Genomic DNA, 18,721 nt, shown 5'->3' on the forward strand with positions numbered 1-18,721 from the left:
GCTAAAACCTAATATCACTTGTTGAATAATAGCATAATAAAAATAAAATTACAATACCTTAATTATTTTTTTAAGCAACGTTAATTTTTATGGATAAAAAAAATAAAAACAACACTAATAAGCGCAGTACACTACACATTAGTCAGAAAAAACACTTCTATTTTGACTTGACCCAAGTGCACTAGAAGTATTTTCTGTATATAATATGAAAGGTGTGTGGGAAAATTTTTGTGACTTATTTTTCTTCCCTGTATTATTCCAAAAAATGAGTTCACACACCCGAGAAGCGAGCGACATGCAAAAAATACCATGTCTTTTATTCCCAAATAATTTCAATTCACGCACCCGTAAAGGGTGCGACGAGGGTGAAAAGCAAAAATTTGAAAATGACCATTAAATTGTTTATACTTTAGTTAATAATTTAATCGGAGAAATAAGATGGAAATAAATGATTTTGTTGTTAATCATGTGTACAGTAATGAAGATCTAGAACAAGCTTTTAAGCATTCTAGAATGTCAGGAATGAGGTATTCTAGCAAAACTCATACTTTAGTATTAATTTCAAAAAATCTAAAAAGTAATCTATATAAAGACAAATGGATTAATAACGTTTTACACTACACCGGTATGGGTCAAACGGGAGATCAAAAATTTAAGAATCAAAATAAAAGATTAGCTGAATCGAATAATGACCCTAAACTTAAAATATTCTTATTTGAAGTCTTTAAAGAAAAAGAAATGACTTTTGCTGGACAAGTTAAATATGTAGAACCGGCTTATATCGATGAAGAATTTGATAGTGAAAATTATTTAAGAAAAGTAATTAAATTTCCAATACAATTACTTGATCCCACTTATGCTCCACCCATTGAAAACATTATTGAACAAGAATTTAAAATTGATAAACAAATAAAAAAAAGAAGTAAAACTGTCAAAAATTTCAGTCAATCTGAATTACTAACAAAAGCACTCTCTTATAGTAAGGAGAATGCTCAAAATACAATTTTTAGAAAAGTAAGTACACAAGTTTATGATAGAAACCCTTATATTAGGGAATACGTGAAGTCTTTGGCGCACGGTATCTGCCAATTATGTCAGCAACCCGCACCATTTGAAGTTGATGGAGAGCCTTTTTTACATGTTCACCATATTGAATACCTAGCTAATGGCGGCCATGATACAATTGAAAATAGTATTGCAATATGTCCAAATTGTCACTATAGAATTCATAAACTAGAATTAAATGAAGATAAGGAAAAATTGACAAAAATAGTTGAAAATAGACTAGGATAAAATAATTAAAATTATTTTTCTAATCTATTAATAAATCTCTCTTTTGCTTGTTCAGTATAATTTTTTATATTGTTTTTGAAATATTTTTTTGCTTCCTTAACACTATCTTCTCTTTTAATTAGTAAAGATTTCATATATATATAATTATTATGATATTTAGACCTCAATTCCGATTCTTCGAAGAATTGAATAATTGACTTCATATTTTTTATATCTCCAAATTTTTCAGATATATCAAACTTCACAAACCTTGTATATTGTATTGTTGGATTTATTGAAATAACTCTATCAATTTCAGTTATAGCTTTTTCATAATCTTCTTCAATATATGCTGCATAGTGTGCTTTAAATCTTGAACTCATCTCTTTTGAAACTTAATTTCCAATTCAATGTTATTGTTAGAATATTACAAATCATCATATTTCGTACTGTTATTCTCAAGGACTGTTTCAACTTTGGTTCTAAACTTTCCTTTGATAGCAGTATCAATTTGTCCAGAAATTGCTGTAATAGCAGCTTTGGCAGTGGTTGCTGTTTCTTCAATTTCTATGTCATAAGTAGAAACTATAGCTCTTCGTTTACTTTTTTACGAAGAGCATGGACAGTGATGACTAATAATTTATCCAATTCTTTTTTTCTGCTTTCATGTCTTCTTTTCTTAAAAGAAAATCCATAACTACACTCATTCATATACTCCTATCATTCTAAATGACGTCTTTCTCTTTGAAGAGCATTTATTTTTTGTTCTAGTTGATTACGTTTTTTCTGATAATCACGACTAGTTTGATCTTCCAATTCAATCAAATTTTGATGTACTTGATTATAACCATCATCTAATTCCGTTTGAAAGGACTCTATGATTTGATTTAATGACCTAAAAGAATCTTCATCTACTATGTAATCTTTTCGTAAGGTATAACTTGTAGCTTCATAAGACTCTTGAAACAAGTTTTCCAATTCCGTCCGCTTTGAATCCAGTTCAAAAAACTGTTCTGAAATGTCATGAGCTTGACGATGATAGTTGTCTTCTAGTTTTTCCAATTCCAGATGTTTAGATGATAAAGCTTGTTCTAACTCTTCTAACTTTCCCATTCTTTAAAATCTTCAACTAATTCACTATCTTTTCAAGCATTGACGCAATACCTTTTTCAATATCATTCTTTAAATTTGTATAAGCAGTCACTTGGTCTCCTGCATGACTGACTTTTTCTTTAAAGTATTCCGCAGTTTTGGTAACAATACTTTCTTTTGTAACATCACCTACTTCATATGCATCAGCCAATTCTGCTTCTGTTAACTCTGTTTTACCAAACGGCATTTCTAAAGTCGTATTAAATAATGCCTCAGCTTCTTCATTTGCTTCATCCGCTGAAGATTTTATTTCATCATAAGCAGTCTGTGCTGTTGAAACTAATCCACTAGAAATCACAGTAGCTTGTTCAGCATCTAGGAAGATTTTTTCATGCGAATTTAGGCCTTTACCGGATTTTTGAAATTTTTTCTTGTCCTTATAGAAAGCTCCCATGGCTTTTCGAGGATTTTTTACTTCTAATGGTAAATCAGTATCAATGACCTTAATTTGTCCATTTTCTAACTTATAACCATAAGTCATATGTTGATCAATAACACCAATGTCTTTACTGTCAGTATAATAAACATTCCCAACCGAATCATCACTTCCAGCTTTTTCCCTTACGTCCTACCATACTGATAGAGTCTTTCGGATCAGCATATACAATAATTTTACTTTTTATTGAATATGCTGTTTTATTCTGTTCTTTAGTTAGTGTAGGATAAATATCTGGAGAATTATAAATATGAACAGAATTGATTCTTTTTAAAGCTTTCTTATCTTTGATATTTGAAACAGCATATTGAGCATTCATACCTCCTAATGAATGACCACTTAGTTTTATTTTGGCATTCGGATATGTTTCCATTATTGCATTCAACTCTCTCGATGATGCTTTTAGTTGAGGTGATGCAGCTTTATTATAAAAAGGATTTCCACTATCATTCATGAAGAATATATTTTTTGCCATAGGTAAATCATTAAAAAGCCAATCATTTACAACATCCACTGGATCTTTTAAAAAATCCGTTGGGCTTGTAGAGCCCTTAAAAAGAACTGTTACTTCTTTTACATCTTCTCCTGGAATAGATCTATCGTCAACCACAGCATAAACCTGTTCGCCAGAAAAAGTTGTATTATCATAAACTTGTGAGACAACACCTATTTTTCTATTATTTTGATCTTGAAAAACCTTTCCTGGGTGAGCAGCTTTATTATATTCTGTCATTGCTGTTTGCAAATTTATCGTCATCAATAAAATGTTTCATTTTAATATCCCAACATTTTAGAAAGATCTTCAGATAGTGCAAAATATGCGGAATGATATGTCCCATCTCCATTATCAATCAAATTAAAATCAATAGTTAAATCACTATTATCATTAATTATTAAGCTTATCATTAATCCCCCCATTGGATTATAATCTAAGCTTTTATCATCAATAGAATATTTTTTTATTCTAAAGTCATTAATTTTATTGGCTGATGCTTCCTTATTTTCATACTCAATCTTTATATCATATACTTTTTTAGCTTCTACACTGTGAGCTATTGCAATCATTTTTTCTTTTTCTGTGTGTAGTTTAAAAAATCATAAATCCCATTCCTCCAAAAACTGTTATTAATAATATTATTAATATCCAATACTTTTTCTTCATTTCAACACCTTTATTATATTTTATAAAAATTTCTGTTCTAATTTATTTATAGTATACTACAAATTAACAAATTATTACTCCTTTTCTTTCCTTTAACATTTATAGTTTTCAATGAAGTTAAGCAGAAAAAATTCATATGAAAATATGCAATTTTTGATCATATTTTTAAGTAGACTTTTATGGTTCTGGGCGACATTGCGCCAGCCATTTTATGACATAGAAGGTACTATCCTCCTCTCAGTATTCACTTTCATTATTTCTTACATTTTGATAAAAATGAAGATAAAAAAAATCGAAAAGGATAAGTAAAAAGCGACTTCCTTAACAGCTATGTGACTAAATACAGTCTGATATTTTTCACAGAACCAATTCAAAAAGCCAATCCTAGAGATTGGCTTTCTTTATATTAAATATAATTAGTTATCTTGAAGAATGGTGCACTGACACCAAGGTTATCTGATTTAAATGTTGATCGTTCATTCCATAGATTTGCTACTGGATACCAACCACAATATCTTTGTGTATATGGATCATAGACATAGGTGTTCCCATTTTGGTAACCTTTATAAACCATTTCATGACTTCCATTTCCGACAAATTTATTATATTGAATAGCTCCTGCAACATGGAAACCTGCTTTTAGAGCTGATATCAAATCTGTTTGTGTAATGAGGTTAGTAGATTGGTAACCAAAGTGGCTAACAGCCTTTAGTAAACCTGTTGTAGTTGTTCCAATCTCTGATTTATTAAAGTCGTTGGTGCTGTAATAAAGGAAATCTGCAACTTGTGGTGGTAAAACTGCTTTACCTGAAAGTGAAGAAAAGATCATGGCAAGACTAGTAGGAACACATCCAGATGCACCCATTGTATAGTAACCATAAGTTTTATTACCCCATCTTGGATCTTTCTGGTTATAATATGGGATATCATAACTGGCATTTAAAATATAATTACCTAAAGCTTTATTTTCAACAGTTCCGTCTGCAAAAGTTACCAAGGCATTAACATAGTAATTCCCTTTTACGCCACGGTGATTAATTTGATTAACAGATAGGCTGAGATTTCCATTGATTATACTGCTGGCATTGTAAGTAGAGAGGTTTGATTTATTTTCTTGAGACCAAACATCCAGTTTAACAGTTCGAATGGCCTTATCGCTAGCTTTTTGACTGAAGACAAAATCGACCACTCCTTTACTAGGAACATGATTTAAAACAATGTAATTTACTGATTGTTGAATGGTATTTTTAGGAATATTTGACTGCGCATCGACAACAAAGCCTTGGCTGGTAAGACCGATTGTTTGCTTACCAATTCTACTTTTACCATAAACATGCACAGCATATTCACCCAAGTCAAATTGATGATCACGTAAATCAATTAGTGCCGTATAATTACCAACAGCATCTTTAATTGCCTTGCCCCAAAGGATATCATCCTGGTCATTCAACTTAGACCAAGTTGGAACTAAAACCTCGCTGATGTAAAGTGGCACATTAGTAATGGAAACTTGATATGTAGAAGGCGACTTTTGTTGAATCGTTGCACTGACATGGGGACTAGGAATGGTAATTGTTGCAGTCGTTAAACCAATCATTTTCCCATCGCGCAGCTGATATGCATGGATATTGTAAAGACCAAAATCTTTGTGGTTCTCATAATTAGCAAGAACTCTTCCGGACGCATCCGCAGTATACCATTTTAAATCGTCTTGCTTGTTGGCGTCAGACCAAACTGCATATTTGATTTGCGCATTTGTAGCTACAGTATTTGATTCAAGAGCTATGGCAATGCCACTTGTTGTCAAATTAGCATGTATTTTGTTAATAACTGGTTGATTATTCTCAATCTTGTAAGAACCTAAATTTGTCCCTACTTTACTGCCATCAGTATAATTCGTATAAACATGAACTAAATAGTTATCACTTAAGTTAGAATGATTTTTGATATCAATAGTAACCTTAGCCTGATTATTAGCAATGGTTGGTTTATACCAAACTAAATCATCTTGATCTTTGTCTTCTGACCATACTGCTACACTAACAGAAGAAATCATCTTAGTGTCTTTTGTACCACTTACAATCACTTCAAAGGTCGGATTGTTTTGGTCATAATTAACAATAGTAACTGTTGCATTTTGTGGTGTTGCAACACTGAAGCCTGCACTTGAAGATAGCCCGATTAATTTATTCAAATATTTATCAAAACCATAAATATGGGCACTGTATTCTCCAGTATTATTCTGATGTTTTGAAAGTTGAACATTTACTTTATAAGTTGTAGTATCTGTTTTAGTTGCTGTATACCAAATCAAATCATCTTGATTATTCAGTTTAGACCAAACGGGAACTTTGACAAAACTGATATTGTTAGGAACATTACGGATCATAATATCATATGAAGTTGCAGATTGTTTAATAATTTCTGTTAGAATTTCTGGTTTTGGAATAGTTATTTTCAATGCATTTAAGCCTTGATACTGATTATAAGTATGGATATGATAAATTCCATAGTCTCTATGTTTAGCTAAGTCTACAATTAATGAAGCATTAGCATCTGCATTATACCAAATTAAATCATCTTGTTTGTTAACATCAGACCAAACAGCAAATTTTATTTTCTCACCAGGATTTAAGGGATGGTTATATTTAATATGAATTTTACCATCCATAACATTTGCACTTGTTAGAGGAAGGGTGGTACTTGCCGCCACTGCAGCTAATGATGTAGTTGCAGTATCCTTAGCTTGCACTTCAGTTACGACTGGTACAGTTTCCATTTTATTATCTTGAACGACAGGTGCAAGAGTTTCATTTTCTGTTTGAAGAGGTGTCTCCACAACCTCATCAGAAACTCCATTAACAACTACTTCCTTATCACTCTCAGTAGTAACTGGTTGGACTGGAGTAGTTTGATCGCCACTAACAGTCATTTCTTGATTAACAGTTTCTGCCGGAGTCGGTGAAACTGTTTCCTGACTATTATCTGTAGGATCAGCAGTTTGCTGAATGACGACAATTTCATTTGTCGCTTCATTTGTTGGAACATCCTCTGCCTTAACTAAATTTCCACCCAAGAAACTCAGCCCAACAACACTAGCAACAACCCAATTTTTCTTGGACTTATACATCTTTTTTTTCAATAGTTATGCCTCCTCATTGATATCCTAAATTAAATTCTCCAAAATACAACTATTTGCCAAGTATTTCACTTTTATTATACACCTTTTAAAGTTATATAAAAGTCCCTATTATCTTATATTATTACGTTAAAAAAGCTGATAACGCTAAAAAGACTTGAACAAGGGAATGTTCAAGTCTTTTTATTTTCTTAAATTTTTGATTTCAATAGTGATAGAAATATCAATCTAACTTACGAATAAATAAATGTAGAGGCACTAAATATAGAAAGGAGGTAACTATGAAAAAAGCATTATCACATTATTTACTACTTTGTTGTTTATTAATAAGTTCTTTAAATCTTAACTGTTCTATAGTTCAAGCAAGTGGAAAATGTATTCTTCCCATAAATAATGAAGTGAATCTGTTAACACATCCAAATCGTATTGAGATGAAAAGTGTACCAACTGTTGCAGTTAAGAAATCAATTCGTTGGGCCATACGCCATAGTGATGACCTAATAAGGGTTGCATCCCAAACAATTGGGTGTGATGCTGCTAAAGTCGTTCAAAAAAATTTTGCTAAAGCAACCCCTGTATTGAATAGATTATTACAATATGATACTTTAGTATGGCAAACAGTTCAAGATCAGTTAACACATGTTGTTGGAAGACAAGCTGCTATTTGGATACGGATGGCTCTTGAGTGGTTATTATAAGGAGTAAGATTTTATGGCTGGTTTAATTAATGACAATTTTAAAGAAGAAATTATGACAGAACTTTCTTGGATGATGACGGCTCTTGATGATATTAGTTCCAAGTATAAAATTGAGACCTATGAGCTAACTTTAATTAAGTATCGCGTGCAACCAGAAGAGGAACAGATAATCAATAAGTTCGTTACATTGAATAATAGAACTATTCAAACTTTCGCTATCCAAGAAATCCAAAAGTGGATGTTCAATGAATTTCAAGTAACATTCCAAAAAGATTGGATCATGTCTGACCAACTAGTCCAGAAACTCATTGACTTAAAATGCCAGCAACTTCAAATTATTGATTAAAACAAGAAAAAAGACTTGAACCGAATTTAGTTCAAGTCTTTTTAGTTATATAAATTTTTGACCTCGTTTTAGATGGAAGTATCAATCTAACTTACGAATAAATAAATGTAGGAAAGTATCGAAGGCGGGACGGAAATCTATTTTAGGAGGTGATGCCTATGCATTTACTGTCCATAGAAAGGTTTCGTCATGTCAGTTTTTCAAGCATTAATGCTTATGATTAACTTTGGCATTCTTTTATTGACCATAGTTTCAAAAAGAAAATAAGTCAGTAAAAACCGCCCTCTTCTACTTTGACCGGTGTTGAGTTGCGGTTCTTACTGCTTCTTTTTATCCGTCCCGTCTTTAAAACGGTCCTCCAGGGAACTACCAAAAGTAGTTCCCTTTTTTATTTATTGTACAATAAGCTAACAAAATGTCAACAGAATGATTACTATAAAACAAATCACTTTTTTCAACCCCAGATAAAATTTTGAACTACAACAAAAAGAGCCTTAACCCTTAGAGTGAAAATTTGGGGATAAGACTCTATTATATACTAAACCTGTAAAATTATGAATTGTCTAATTCAATGAACGGCTTTTCAAAATACAATGCAGAGGTTCGAAGATAGGACTGATGGTCCATCAAGAGCCTCTAAAGCCGTAGTGAAAGTTGTTCATTAATTAGAAAGTTTTTGCATTTCAACAATGCGATCCTTGGTCGCATCAAATTTCGCCTGATAATCCGCCTGCTTGTCGCGTTCTTTTTGAACCACTTCTGGTTTGGCGTTGGCTACGAAGCGTTCGTTGCCTAGTTTTTTGCCGACCATGTCTAGTTCTTTTTGCCATTTGGCTAATTCTTTGTCTAGACGTGCTAGTTCTTCTTCAACGTTGAGTAAATCAGCAAGTGGCAAGTAGATTTCTGCCCCTGTGATGATGCTGGTCATAGCCAACTCAGGTGCTTCCATATCAGATGAAATAACTAATTTCTCTGGATTTGTGAAGCGGTTGATGTAATTGGTGTTGGCAGTGAAGAAGTCTTCTAATTCTTTGTCAGACGTTTTAATCATAATTGTGATAGCCTTGCTTGGTGCAACGTTCACTTCTGCACGCGCATTACGAACCGCACGGATCAAGTCTTTGAGGCTTTCCACGCCATTGTGCGCAGCTTGATTTTCAAAAGCAGGATTAACGACTGGATATGCTGCCGTTACGATTGAGCTCTCAGCGATTTGTCCGAAAATTTCTTCCGTCACAAACGGCATGATTGGGTGAAGGAGACGCAAGATTTTGTCCAAAGTATAGAGAAGGACCGAACGGGTCATCACTTTTTCGGCTTCATTTTCGGAATAGAGCACTTCCTTAGTCAATTCGACATACCAGTTGGCAAACTCTTCCCAAATGAAATTGTAAAGGATGTGGCCTGCAACACCGAATTCGAACTTGTCAAAGTTCTCCGTAACTTTGACGATAGTCTCATTAAGATTGTGAAGAATCCATCTGTCAGTCACATTCCCCGCTTCAGACTTAGCAATCTTAGCCACATTTCTTTCAGCTTCTTCAAGCGTCAAGCCTTCGTTGTTCATGAGGATATAGCGGGAAATGTTCCAAATCTTGTTAATGAAATTCCAGCTGGCATCCATTTTTTCATAAGAGAAACGTACGTCTTGACCTGGAGCAGAGCCGTTAGATAAGAACCAACGGAGAGCATCAGCACCATATTTTTCAATGACATCCATTGGATCAATACCATTACCCAAGGATTTAGACATTTTGCGTCCTTCTTCGTCACGGATTAAACCGTGGATAAGAACGTTTTGGAATGGGCGTTGATCAGTGAATTCCAATGATTGGAAAATCATGCGTGATACCCAGAAGAAGATGATGTCATAACCTGTTACTAATGTTGAAGTTGGGAAGTAACGTTTGAAGTCTTCTGCATCTGTATCAGGCCAACCCATGGTTGAAAATGGCCATAAAGCAGATGAGAACCAAGTATCAAGAACGTCTTCATCTTGAACCCATTCGTCGCCATCTGGTTCTTCTTCACCTACGTAAATCTCACCTTCAGCATTGTACCATGCTGGAATTTGGTGTCCCCACCATAATTGGCGCGAAATAACCCAGTCGTGGACATTTTCCATCCAGCTCATGAATGTATCATTGAAACGTGGTGGGTAGAATTCTACCTTACCATCTGTTTCTTGGTTAGCAATAGCATTCTTAGCCAATTGATCCATTTTAACAAACCATTGGGTTGAGAGACGTGGTTCTACTACGGCACCTGAACGTTCTGAGTGTCCTACTGAGTGAACACGTTCTTCAATTTTAACAAGGGCACCAAGTTCTCTTAATTTTTCAACTGTTGCTTTGCGGGCATCAAAACGGTCCATCCCAGCAAATTCACCAGCCAACTCATTCATTGTTCCGTCATCGTTCATGACGTTGACTTGTGGTAAGTTATGGCGTTGACCAACTAGGAAGTCGTTAGGGTCATGGGCCGGTGTTACTTTAACAACCCCTGTTCCAAATTCAGGATCCGCATGCTCATCACCAACGATCGGGATAGGCTTATTCACGATTGGTAAGATAACGTTTTTGCCGATCAAATCTTTGTAACGAGGATCTTCTGGGTTGACAGCTACGGCCACATCACCAAACATTGTTTCTGGACGGGTAGTTGCTACTTGCAAGCCGCGCGAGCCATCTTCCAACATATAAGTCATATGGTAAAAAGCACCTTCTACGTCTTTATGGATAACTTCGATGTCGGAAAGGGCTGTGCGGGCAGCTGGGTCCCAGTTAATGATGAACTCGCCACGGTAAATCCAACCTTTTTTGTAGAGGTCAACAAAGACCTTACGAACGGCTTTCGATAAACCATCATCGAGGGTGAAGCGTTCGCGAGAATAATCAACTGAGATTCCCATCTTGCCCCATTGTTCCTTGATTGTTGAGGCGTACTCATCTTTCCAATCCCAGACTTTTTCAAGGAATTTTTCTCGGCCAAGATCGTAGCGAGAAATGCCTTGCTCGCGCAGACGTTCTTCTACTTTAGCCTGTGTTGCAATCCCTGCATGGTCCATCCCTGGTAACCATAGGGTATCAAAGCCTTGCATCCTTTTTTGACGGATAATAATATCTTGAAGTGTGGTATCCCAAGCATGTCCAAGGTGAAGTTTCCCAGTAACATTCGGTGGTGGAATAACGATTGAGTAGGGTTTAGCTGTTTTGTCGCCTGAGGGCTTGAAAACATCTTGGTCCAACCACTTGTCGTAGCGACCTGCTTCAACTTCGGTTGGGTTGTATTTTGGTGATAGTTCTTTAGACATAATTGTCCTTTCTTGATTTCTTTAATCCGGTTCTTGTCCGTCGTGTGCTGGCCATTGGCAGTCTTCTAGTTTGAAGTCTGTAAATGTTGCTTTGAAGCTTGAGTCCTCTGGGCTACAAGCATAGATACCAAATTGGACTGGGCCTTGGGCTTTACTCATGTGGCAAATCCGCATTTGTTTAAAAGTATGACCATCTTGTGAGCACTCCAGGCGGAAGTCATTGCCTCGGCGGCTGAGGCGATACCACATTTCTTTGATTGAGGCATCAATTTCGGTGGTCGCCCAATCTGAGTAACCTTGATTGGTAGCAACTGAACCTAAATGTTGGAAGTCTTCGTTTTCAAATTCAATCGATGCTTTCAACCAGTTTTCAGAATCCAAATACATGACTAGGCCGCATTGATCAAATCGGTATTTACTGTCAAAGCTGGTTTTAACCACAAAGGAGAAATAGTCTTCTTCAATGGTCATTTGTAAAACAGGGGCATTATCATTTTGAAAATGATAATAAGTACGCTGCCACAAATCGGTATGAGGTAAAGTCTCAATGATGATTTCTTCATCAGTGATAGAATAAGATTTTGGTTGACGGGTCCAAACTAGGTCTTTACAATTAAATGTTTTCATGTTTTTTCTCCCATTCTGTCTTCAATACTCCATAGCGTAAATCATCACAACGTTTGTCTTGAGCATCTTTTCTATCTCGGACTTTAGCTTCAAGTGTGAACCCTAGTTTGTCAGCGACAGCCTGACTTTGCTTGTTATAGCTGTAGCAGGCCAATTCAATTTTATGTAAATGTAATTTTGTAAAACCATATTCTAAAAGAGCTTCTGCCGCTTCTGGTACAATTCCCTGACCCCAATAGTCTGGGTGCAAGAGGTAACCCACCTCAAAGACATCATTTTCATGGCGGTGATTAAAATCGATAGAACCAATGACTTTATCTTGACCCTTGAGCGTGATGCCATATCCTGAGGGGAGTTTTTCTTTTTTTAGATTTTCTGGGTAAATCGTGTCCAAATAGTAGATTTCGTCTTCAATACTTTCGACGGGTGGAAAACCAGCGGGATAAGAGACCTCTGCCAACTTTGCAAAAGCAAAGATATCTTCTGCATCTGACAAGCGACGACCCCGAAGAATTAACCTCTCCGTCTCTATTACTGGTAGTTGATTGTTTTCAATTTCTCCTAGTGTTTTGATCATCGGCCACCTCTAACTTTCTGGGTCCACTTTTTTGAGGACTTTTGCAGGAACACCACCAACCACCGTATAGGCTGGCACGTCTTTGGTAACAACTGCTCCCGCTGCTATGACTGCCCAATCACCGACCGTCACTCCAGGCAAGATAGTGACGTTGGAGCCAATCCATACCTTCTGACCAATATCAATTGGTGAATAAGAATTTTTACGGTCGTGACTTGGTTCCAGAGCATGGTTGACTGTTGCGAGGACTACATTGTGACCAATCAAAGTTCCACGGCCGATAGAGATACCGCCTTGGTCCTGAAAGTGACAACCAGAATTAACAAAAACATCTTCATCAAAAATGATATTTTTGCCAAAATCAGTGTAAAACGGTGGGAAAATACGTAAACTATCCGGAACCGTTTCCCCTGTTAATTGTGACATCAAATCTCTGAGTTCATGTGGCTGATGATAAGAACTGTTCATTGCCATTGTCAAAGCAATAGCCTCTTCAAATAATTTTCCATCTTTAAAGCTAGTATACTTAGGTTTAATGCTCATTACGACTCTCCTCATTTATAGAAAAATCCCTGCCTAGCTAAGCTAGACAGGGACGAATGTTTTTATCCGCGGTACCACCCATATTCAACTGACTGGCAGTTGCAACTTTATTTTCAATTGTAGACCTCAGCAACATCTTTTAATCGTTGTACGGATTTCTCAACACCACCGCTCTCTGGAACAACTACCTTTAAAAGACCTCTGATTGCTATTATTCTAACAAATTTAGGGGGGATAAGCAATTACCTATTGCTTATTTTTTTAATTTTGCACCATTTTCAACAAGTTTATCAACTGTTGCTGGTCCAATACCGTTAATAGCAATTAAATCATCTTTAGACCATTTTTTGAAATCAGCGGCTGTTGTAATACCTTCATGATAAAGCATTTCAACTAAGTCTGAACGGATATCTGCAACTTCTTTCAATTCTGAAAACTCATTTAAGCTACCTTTACCGTCAACACCAACTGTTTCAGACAATTTTTCAACTGTCGCTGGTCCGACACCTTTAATATCAAGTAATTCTTCTTCTTTGAAGTTTTTAATTTCTTCTGGAGAAGTAATCCCTTGGTCATATAATGATTTCACTTTGTCAGCTGAAAGACCTTCTAACTCTGGATTTTTTGCAAATTCTTCAAAGCTTGGTTTTTCAACAATTTCAACTGTTTCAGCATCTGTTGGGATAGCTGTGATATCAGTTCCTTTATCAAGTGTAACTACTTTAGGATGATCTTGCCCTGTAATTCCTTGGCGTTTAAGTTCTTGTCTTAATTCTTTTTTTCGATTTTTTTGATTAGCCATTTATGTATCTCTCTTTCCCATTTAATAATTTTTTGAAGCAAATAAATCATCTGGTACATCGTGGAAATCTTTACCGTGTCGATAATTTTCAAATTTCCCTTGTAAAAATTGATAAGCATCCAATTTACTTTCGTAGCGGATGAAGGCATCCTTAGCACGCTCATCGCCATCTTCTTGAGCTATTTGTCGACTGGTTGTCATTGCAAGTTGGTTAACTTGAATCTGAGTTTGCACCCATTCTTCAAAGTCTCTTAAAAACTTTTCTTCGTAAGTCATGAAACCTTCCTTCCTTCTAATCTATGTAAAAATTATAGCATAAGTGTTCATTTACCGCCATTTTCAGCCTTTAATATTGTAAAAAAGTCTAGATTTTCATAGGAAGCTATGTTATAATGTACAAGTTGCATAGGATGCTATGGAAAAGGGAGATAAAAAATGGAACATGAACACATCGGAGTCTTAATCAAAATGGCTAGTTTAGAATTTGATCGCCAATCAAATAATTTACTGATTTCTGAAAATCTGACCGCGAGTCAATTTAAGATTTTAAAATACTTAACTTTGCACCCTCAAGCTAGTGTCCGTCAAATTGACTTAGAGTTATTTTTTGGTATGACTAATCCAACTGTCACAGGAATTATTCAAAATCTTGAAAAGAAAGAACTAATTACCAGACAAAATCATCCAGTTGACAGACGTTCTAAAGTCATCCTCCTAACAGAGAAAGCTATGACTATGCATGACAAAATCCTGGAAACCAGTAATCTGATTGAAGCTGGTTTTACCAATAAACTGAACCCTGAGGAGATTGCTTTACTTCGACCACTCCTCATTAAATTACTCAAAACACAACATGAAAAAGTAAACAAAGGAGGACTTAATGCAAGTCAATAAATTTCAAACTGAATCAATCCCAAAATTACTATTTGCCATGGCAATGCCAGCCATCACGGCTAACTTAGTTAATTCCCTCTATAATATTGTCGACCAAATCTACATTGGACACGGTATTGGTTATCTAGGAAATGCTGCCACCAGTGTTGCCTTTCCACTAACTATCATCTGTTTAGCTTTTGGACTTACCTTTGGGCTAGGTGGTGCTTCTAACTTTAACTTAGCACTTGGCCGTGGTCAAATCGATAAAGCCAGTAAAATCGTTGGTAATGCCATTACTTTATCTCTAAGTTTTGGCTTTGTCATTGGAATCTTGGTTATTGTCTTTCTTAAACCATTGCTTGTATTATTTGGAGCAACTGAAGCGACAATGCAGCTGGCTCAAGATTTTACAGCCATGACTGCTTTTGGGATTCCTTTCTTACTCTTCACCATGAGTGTTAACCCCTTAGTCCGTGCCGATGGTAGTCCAACTTACTCGATGATGGCAATTATTTACGGGGCAATTCTCAATGTAATATTAGTTCCTATCTTTCTCTTTTATTTAGATTGGGGAATCATGGGGGCTGGACTTGCTACCTTAATTAGTCAAATGGTTTCAGCCATTTACATGGGACTTTACTTTAGAAAATTCAAGTCTGTTAAGTTAACGAAAAATGATTTCAAAGTTCGTAAAGAAATTTTCACAACTATCATTTCAGTTGGTTTCTCTTCCTTTATCTTTCAATCATCGATGTTGGTAATTCAGATTGTGACCAACAATATGCTCCGCAAATTTGGAGCTGAATCAGTCTATGGCAGTGATATTGCCATTGCCGTTGCTGGAATCGTGATGAAAATCAATTCAATCTTTGTTGCAATTATTATTGGACTTGTACAAGGAGCTCAACCGATAATTGGCTACAACTACGGGGCTAAAAATCTTGAACGGGTTAAAGAAACAACCAAACTACTTATTAAAATTGCTTTTGTTATCTCAATTATTTGCTTCATTGGTTTTGAAGTATTTACCCGACCATTCCTTGAAGTATTTGGTGACGGTACCGACCTTTATTACCAATTTGGAATGAAGTATGTCCGTGTTTTCCTATTCTTTGTCTTCCTAAATGGTGTGCAAGTTTCTGCAACAACCTTCTTCCAAGCCATTGGAAAAGCTAGAATTGGTGCTTTCTTGTCACTGATGAAACAAGTTATTTTCCTCTTGCCACTACTGTTTATCCTTCCACACTTTTTGGGCGTGGATGGTGTTATGTATGCCGGACCAATTTCTGACTTAATTGCCTTTATCGGAAGTCTTTACTTCCTAAGACGCGAATTCAAACGAATGCCACATGACTTTAGAGCAGATGGCATGTAAAAAAGCTAAAGAAAATTCTTTAGCTTTTTTCTATTTTTTAGTTAATCTTAATTTCCCACCGACAGCTAGATCATGGACACGTTCTGGATTGACGACATCCTCTCTGAGCTTATCTGGATTGCCATTGAAAACTGCCCAGTCAAAGGCATCAATTGAACCCCAATGGATACAAACCAAATCGGCTTTTGGATAAGTCTTAGCTTCCAACAAGGCGTTGTCATAACCAATGTGCCATTCATTATCTGAGAAATCAAAGAAGATCAAATCAGGATTGTCCATTTCCAAATGCTCAGGCAAGAGACGTGAATCACTTGGTAACCAAATTGTGCCATCCAGGGTCTCAATCCAGTAACCAACGTACTCTTCTTCTTTCCACTCACGGAAATTATATTTTTCTTTCTCACTTTGCCAATTGTGCTTGGTTGGCGTCGGTTTAATTTTAATCCCATTGACCTCAAAAACTTCACCAACGGCATGTTCTTGCGTATCAAACCCTTTTTCTTTCATGACGTCTGCGACATAAGCTGGCGCGTGAAAGCTCTTAGTTTGGCCTTTGATATTTTCCAAAGTATCAAAGGCCAAATGGTCATTATCGATATGCGAAATGAGCAAAGCATCGACCCGAGGGATATCCCGAGAAGCAATCGGCATATCTATTAGAAGAGGCATATCAAAGCTATCTAAAATCGGATCAATCAAAATAATCGTACCACGACTATTAATCAATAAAGATGAGTTTCCTAACCAATAAACTTCTGTCCCAGAAATGGTATCAAAAGCAGATGTATCAAGTTTGACAGTTTTTTCTGGCATTGCTTGACCAGTTTTACTAAATGTAATTGACATAAGAGTCCTCCAAAATCAGGTTATGCTTTTTTGCTAGCATAGACTAATGATACCATAGCTAAAGCTAATAATATCAAGAATAAAATAAGTGCAGGATAATAAGAATTGGCAAAGTCGTAAATAAAACCAATTGCTGAGAAAGCTAATGCTGCGCCTGTGTTTGTCGCAAAGTTTATTATTGGATAAGCTTTCCCATAATTATCTAAGCCAAATAATTGGCGTGTAATTAATGGTATTGAAACAGCTAAGACACCAAAGATAGCTCCAAAGAGAAGAGCTGCTGGCATTAACATAACTGGTTTAGATGAAATTAAGAAAATAAGAACTGCAATCAAGTTGGCTGAAACAAGAACCAGACAAGCCTTAATTGGACCAAGTAAATCACTTAAGAAACCTACAATCAGTTTAAAGACGATATTACCAATCATGGCCATCGATAAGAAGGCTGCTCCTGTTGTCACATCAAGTTTGATACTTTCTGCAAAACCTGGGAAATGCTGAACCATACTTGAAATGAATGCAAGTGACACTGCAAAAATAATCATCGCAATATAAGCTGAGTTAACTTTGAAATGACTAGTAACCGGCCCTGCATCGGAAATGACTTCTTTGTGACCGTAAGGACTTCTTCCTTCTTTGAGCGGATTGTCCTGGAAGGGTAAGACTAAAGCTGGTACACAGAATAAGAATAATGCCAGAGCTTGTATCCAGTAAGCAAAGTGCCAACCATTAGCCACAATAATTTTTGCAAAAATAGGAGACATCATAGCGCCGGTGATCCCGCTAAAGCTGAGGGCGATACTTGTTGCTAGACCATTTTTTTCACTAAACCAATAATTAATGATTAACGTTAGGGTCATGATTGAGAACATCCCTGTCGAGATTCCGCGCAGGGCTCCTAACAAGTAGAATTGCCAAAGCTGGCTTGAGTTACCCATGAGTCCAGTTGATAAGGTGGCCAGGATAACGGATGCTGTTAGGACTAATTTAAATGGGAAACGGTCAAAGAGGCGAACAACGAAGAGACCGGCAATGGCATTAACCAATGAAAAAATGGTCATGTTAAAGGCAAAAGCCCCTCGAAAAATGCCCAGGTCCTCAGATACCACACTATAGAACACACCAGATGTGTTAATCGAGATGCCAATTGATGCGGCCGCTAATCCACAAAGGGCAATTAAGACCAACCACGATTTATGTATTTTTGTCATTATGTCCTCCAAATTGATGTGATAGACAAGAAGCTTAGACTACTTGTCACTTAATCTATTTTAACTTTATCATATGATAGCGTTTTCAACAATTAAAGTATTCTGAAAAAGTAATACCATTTCACAATTCCCTTTTAATAGCTAATTTTATGAAATCGGATTGCAAAAAATGACTTGCGTACCAAAACAACATATAGTATTATAGAAAGGTAGCCGCTATAGTTAAATGGTATAATAAAGCAATGGTAATGCTTCGTTCCGAGTTCGATTCTCGGTGGTGGCAGATATTTTATAAGTACAAACTCTTATTCTATAAGGGTTTGTTTTTGTTTTCTTCCAAACTTGG

At 35.9% G+C, this 18,721-nt stretch carries 20 protein-coding genes, 1 tRNA gene and 1 pseudogene; 7 read left to right on the plus strand and 15 right to left on the minus strand.

All coding sequences use genetic code 11. The annotated features are described in order from the left end of the window. Positions 1-438: 438 nt before the first annotated feature. Positions 439-1,293: an HNH endonuclease gene (locus SPB_RS05030; protein WP_003102407.1), complete on the plus strand. Its 855-nt coding sequence runs from the start codon at positions 439-441 to the stop codon at positions 1,291-1,293. 11 nt (positions 1,294-1,304) lie between these two features. On the opposite strand, the gene SPB_RS05035 is transcribed toward SPB_RS05030, so the two are convergent. The 7 genes and pseudogenes from SPB_RS05035 to SPB_RS05055 all read right to left on the minus strand — a co-directional run bounded on the left by SPB_RS05035 (position 1,305) and on the right by SPB_RS05055 (position 7,164). Continuing rightward, the gene (locus SPB_RS05035) at positions 1,305-1,655 is read right to left on the minus strand and encodes a hypothetical protein (RefSeq protein WP_003105763.1); all 351 of its coding nucleotides are present in this window, start codon (positions 1,653-1,655) and stop codon (positions 1,305-1,307) included. Positions 1,656-1,699: 44 nt separating this feature from the next. Further along, a pseudogene (locus tag SPB_RS11635) lies at positions 1,700-1,979 on the minus strand (hypothetical protein). 13 nt (positions 1,980-1,992) lie between these two features. Then, complete coding sequence (locus SPB_RS05040) at positions 1,993-2,385, minus strand: hypothetical protein (protein WP_003104106.1); 393 nt, start codon at positions 2,383-2,385, stop codon at positions 1,993-1,995. A 16-nt stretch (positions 2,386-2,401) separates the two neighbouring features. Further along, on the minus strand, positions 2,402-2,905 hold the full coding sequence (locus tag SPB_RS11495) for a hypothetical protein (RefSeq protein WP_003104474.1): 504 nt from the start codon (positions 2,903-2,905) through the stop codon (positions 2,402-2,404). Positions 2,906-2,966: 61 nt separating this feature from the next. Then, entirely contained in the window at positions 2,967-3,593 is a 627-nt protein-coding gene (locus SPB_RS11500) for an Mbeg1-like protein (protein ID WP_254655068.1), read from the minus strand. A 41-nt stretch (positions 3,594-3,634) separates the two neighbouring features. Further along, positions 3,635-3,925, minus strand: coding sequence for a DUF1310 family protein (locus SPB_RS05050; RefSeq protein WP_003103453.1), 291 nt, complete (start codon positions 3,923-3,925; stop codon positions 3,635-3,637). A gap of 503 nt (positions 3,926-4,428) precedes the next feature. Beyond that, entirely contained in the window at positions 4,429-7,164 is a 2,736-nt protein-coding gene (locus SPB_RS05055; RefSeq protein ID WP_003102479.1) for a GBS Bsp-like repeat-containing protein, read from the minus strand. A 278-nt stretch (positions 7,165-7,442) separates the two neighbouring features. Here SPB_RS05055 and SPB_RS05060 point away from each other — a divergent pair, with 278 nt between their 5' ends. From SPB_RS05060 to SPB_RS11640, 3 genes are all read left to right on the plus strand, one after another. Further along, a complete protein-coding gene (locus tag SPB_RS05060; RefSeq protein ID WP_003105025.1) occupies positions 7,443-7,859 on the plus strand; it encodes a YqxI family protein in 417 nt (138 codons plus the stop codon). Positions 7,860-7,872: 13 nt separating this feature from the next. Then, the gene (locus SPB_RS05065) at positions 7,873-8,205 is read left to right on the plus strand and encodes a hypothetical protein (RefSeq protein WP_003104287.1); all 333 of its coding nucleotides are present in this window, start codon (positions 7,873-7,875) and stop codon (positions 8,203-8,205) included. A 189-nt stretch (positions 8,206-8,394) separates the two neighbouring features. Further along, positions 8,395-8,472, plus strand: coding sequence for a putative holin-like toxin (locus SPB_RS11640; protein WP_219565302.1), 78 nt, complete (start codon positions 8,395-8,397; stop codon positions 8,470-8,472). Positions 8,473-8,866: 394 nt separating this feature from the next. Here the strand turns inward: SPB_RS11640 and SPB_RS05070 are convergent, their stop codons facing one another. From SPB_RS05070 to SPB_RS05095, 6 genes are all read right to left on the minus strand, one after another. After that, a complete protein-coding gene (locus SPB_RS05070; protein ID WP_003104109.1) occupies positions 8,867-11,518 on the minus strand; it encodes a valine--tRNA ligase in 2,652 nt (883 codons plus the stop codon). Between the two features lie 21 nt (positions 11,519-11,539). Further along, positions 11,540-12,145, minus strand: a complete 606-nt coding sequence (locus SPB_RS05075) for a DUF1349 domain-containing protein (protein WP_003103269.1) — start codon at positions 12,143-12,145, stop codon at positions 11,540-11,542. Then, positions 12,132-12,722, minus strand: coding sequence for a GNAT family N-acetyltransferase (locus tag SPB_RS05080; protein WP_003105752.1), 591 nt, complete (start codon positions 12,720-12,722; stop codon positions 12,132-12,134). Before SPB_RS05080 ends, SPB_RS05075 begins: the two co-directional genes overlap by 14 nt. Positions 12,723-12,731: 9 nt before the next feature. Further along, entirely contained in the window at positions 12,732-13,265 is a 534-nt protein-coding gene (locus SPB_RS05085) for a DapH/DapD/GlmU-related protein (protein ID WP_003104700.1), read from the minus strand. A gap of 253 nt (positions 13,266-13,518) precedes the next feature. Further along, positions 13,519-14,067: a helix-hairpin-helix domain-containing protein gene (locus SPB_RS05090; protein WP_003104448.1), complete on the minus strand. Its 549-nt coding sequence runs from the start codon at positions 14,065-14,067 to the stop codon at positions 13,519-13,521. Positions 14,068-14,088: 21 nt separating this feature from the next. Further along, a complete protein-coding gene (locus SPB_RS05095; RefSeq protein WP_003103881.1) occupies positions 14,089-14,343 on the minus strand; it encodes a DUF1912 family protein in 255 nt (84 codons plus the stop codon). 159 nt (positions 14,344-14,502) lie between these two features. Between SPB_RS05095 and SPB_RS05100 the strand changes: the two genes are divergently transcribed. After that, positions 14,503-14,961, plus strand: a complete 459-nt coding sequence (locus SPB_RS05100; protein WP_003103299.1) for a MarR family winged helix-turn-helix transcriptional regulator — start codon at positions 14,503-14,505, stop codon at positions 14,959-14,961. Then, positions 14,948-16,318 (plus strand): MATE family efflux transporter, encoded by a 1,371-nt coding sequence (locus SPB_RS05105; RefSeq protein ID WP_003104211.1) that lies wholly within the window; start codon positions 14,948-14,950, stop codon positions 16,316-16,318. The genes SPB_RS05100 and SPB_RS05105 overlap by 14 nt, the downstream gene beginning before the upstream one ends. 30 nt (positions 16,319-16,348) lie before the next feature. Here SPB_RS05105 and SPB_RS05110 read toward each other — a convergent pair whose 3' ends face one another. Beyond that, positions 16,349-17,164: an MBL fold metallo-hydrolase gene (locus SPB_RS05110; protein ID WP_003104862.1), complete on the minus strand. Its 816-nt coding sequence runs from the start codon at positions 17,162-17,164 to the stop codon at positions 16,349-16,351. 20 nt (positions 17,165-17,184) lie between these two features. Then, entirely contained in the window at positions 17,185-18,375 is a 1,191-nt protein-coding gene (locus SPB_RS05115; protein WP_003104709.1) for an MFS transporter, read from the minus strand. Positions 18,376-18,587: 212 nt separating this feature from the next. Between SPB_RS05115 and SPB_RS05120 the strand changes: the two genes are divergently transcribed. Then, positions 18,588-18,658 (plus strand) — tRNA-Thr (locus tag SPB_RS05120). Positions 18,659-18,721 lie beyond the last annotated feature (63 nt).

The organism is Streptococcus parauberis NCFD 2020, from assembly GCF_000187935.1.
Classification (GTDB): domain Bacteria; phylum Bacillota; class Bacilli; order Lactobacillales; family Streptococcaceae; genus Streptococcus; species Streptococcus parauberis.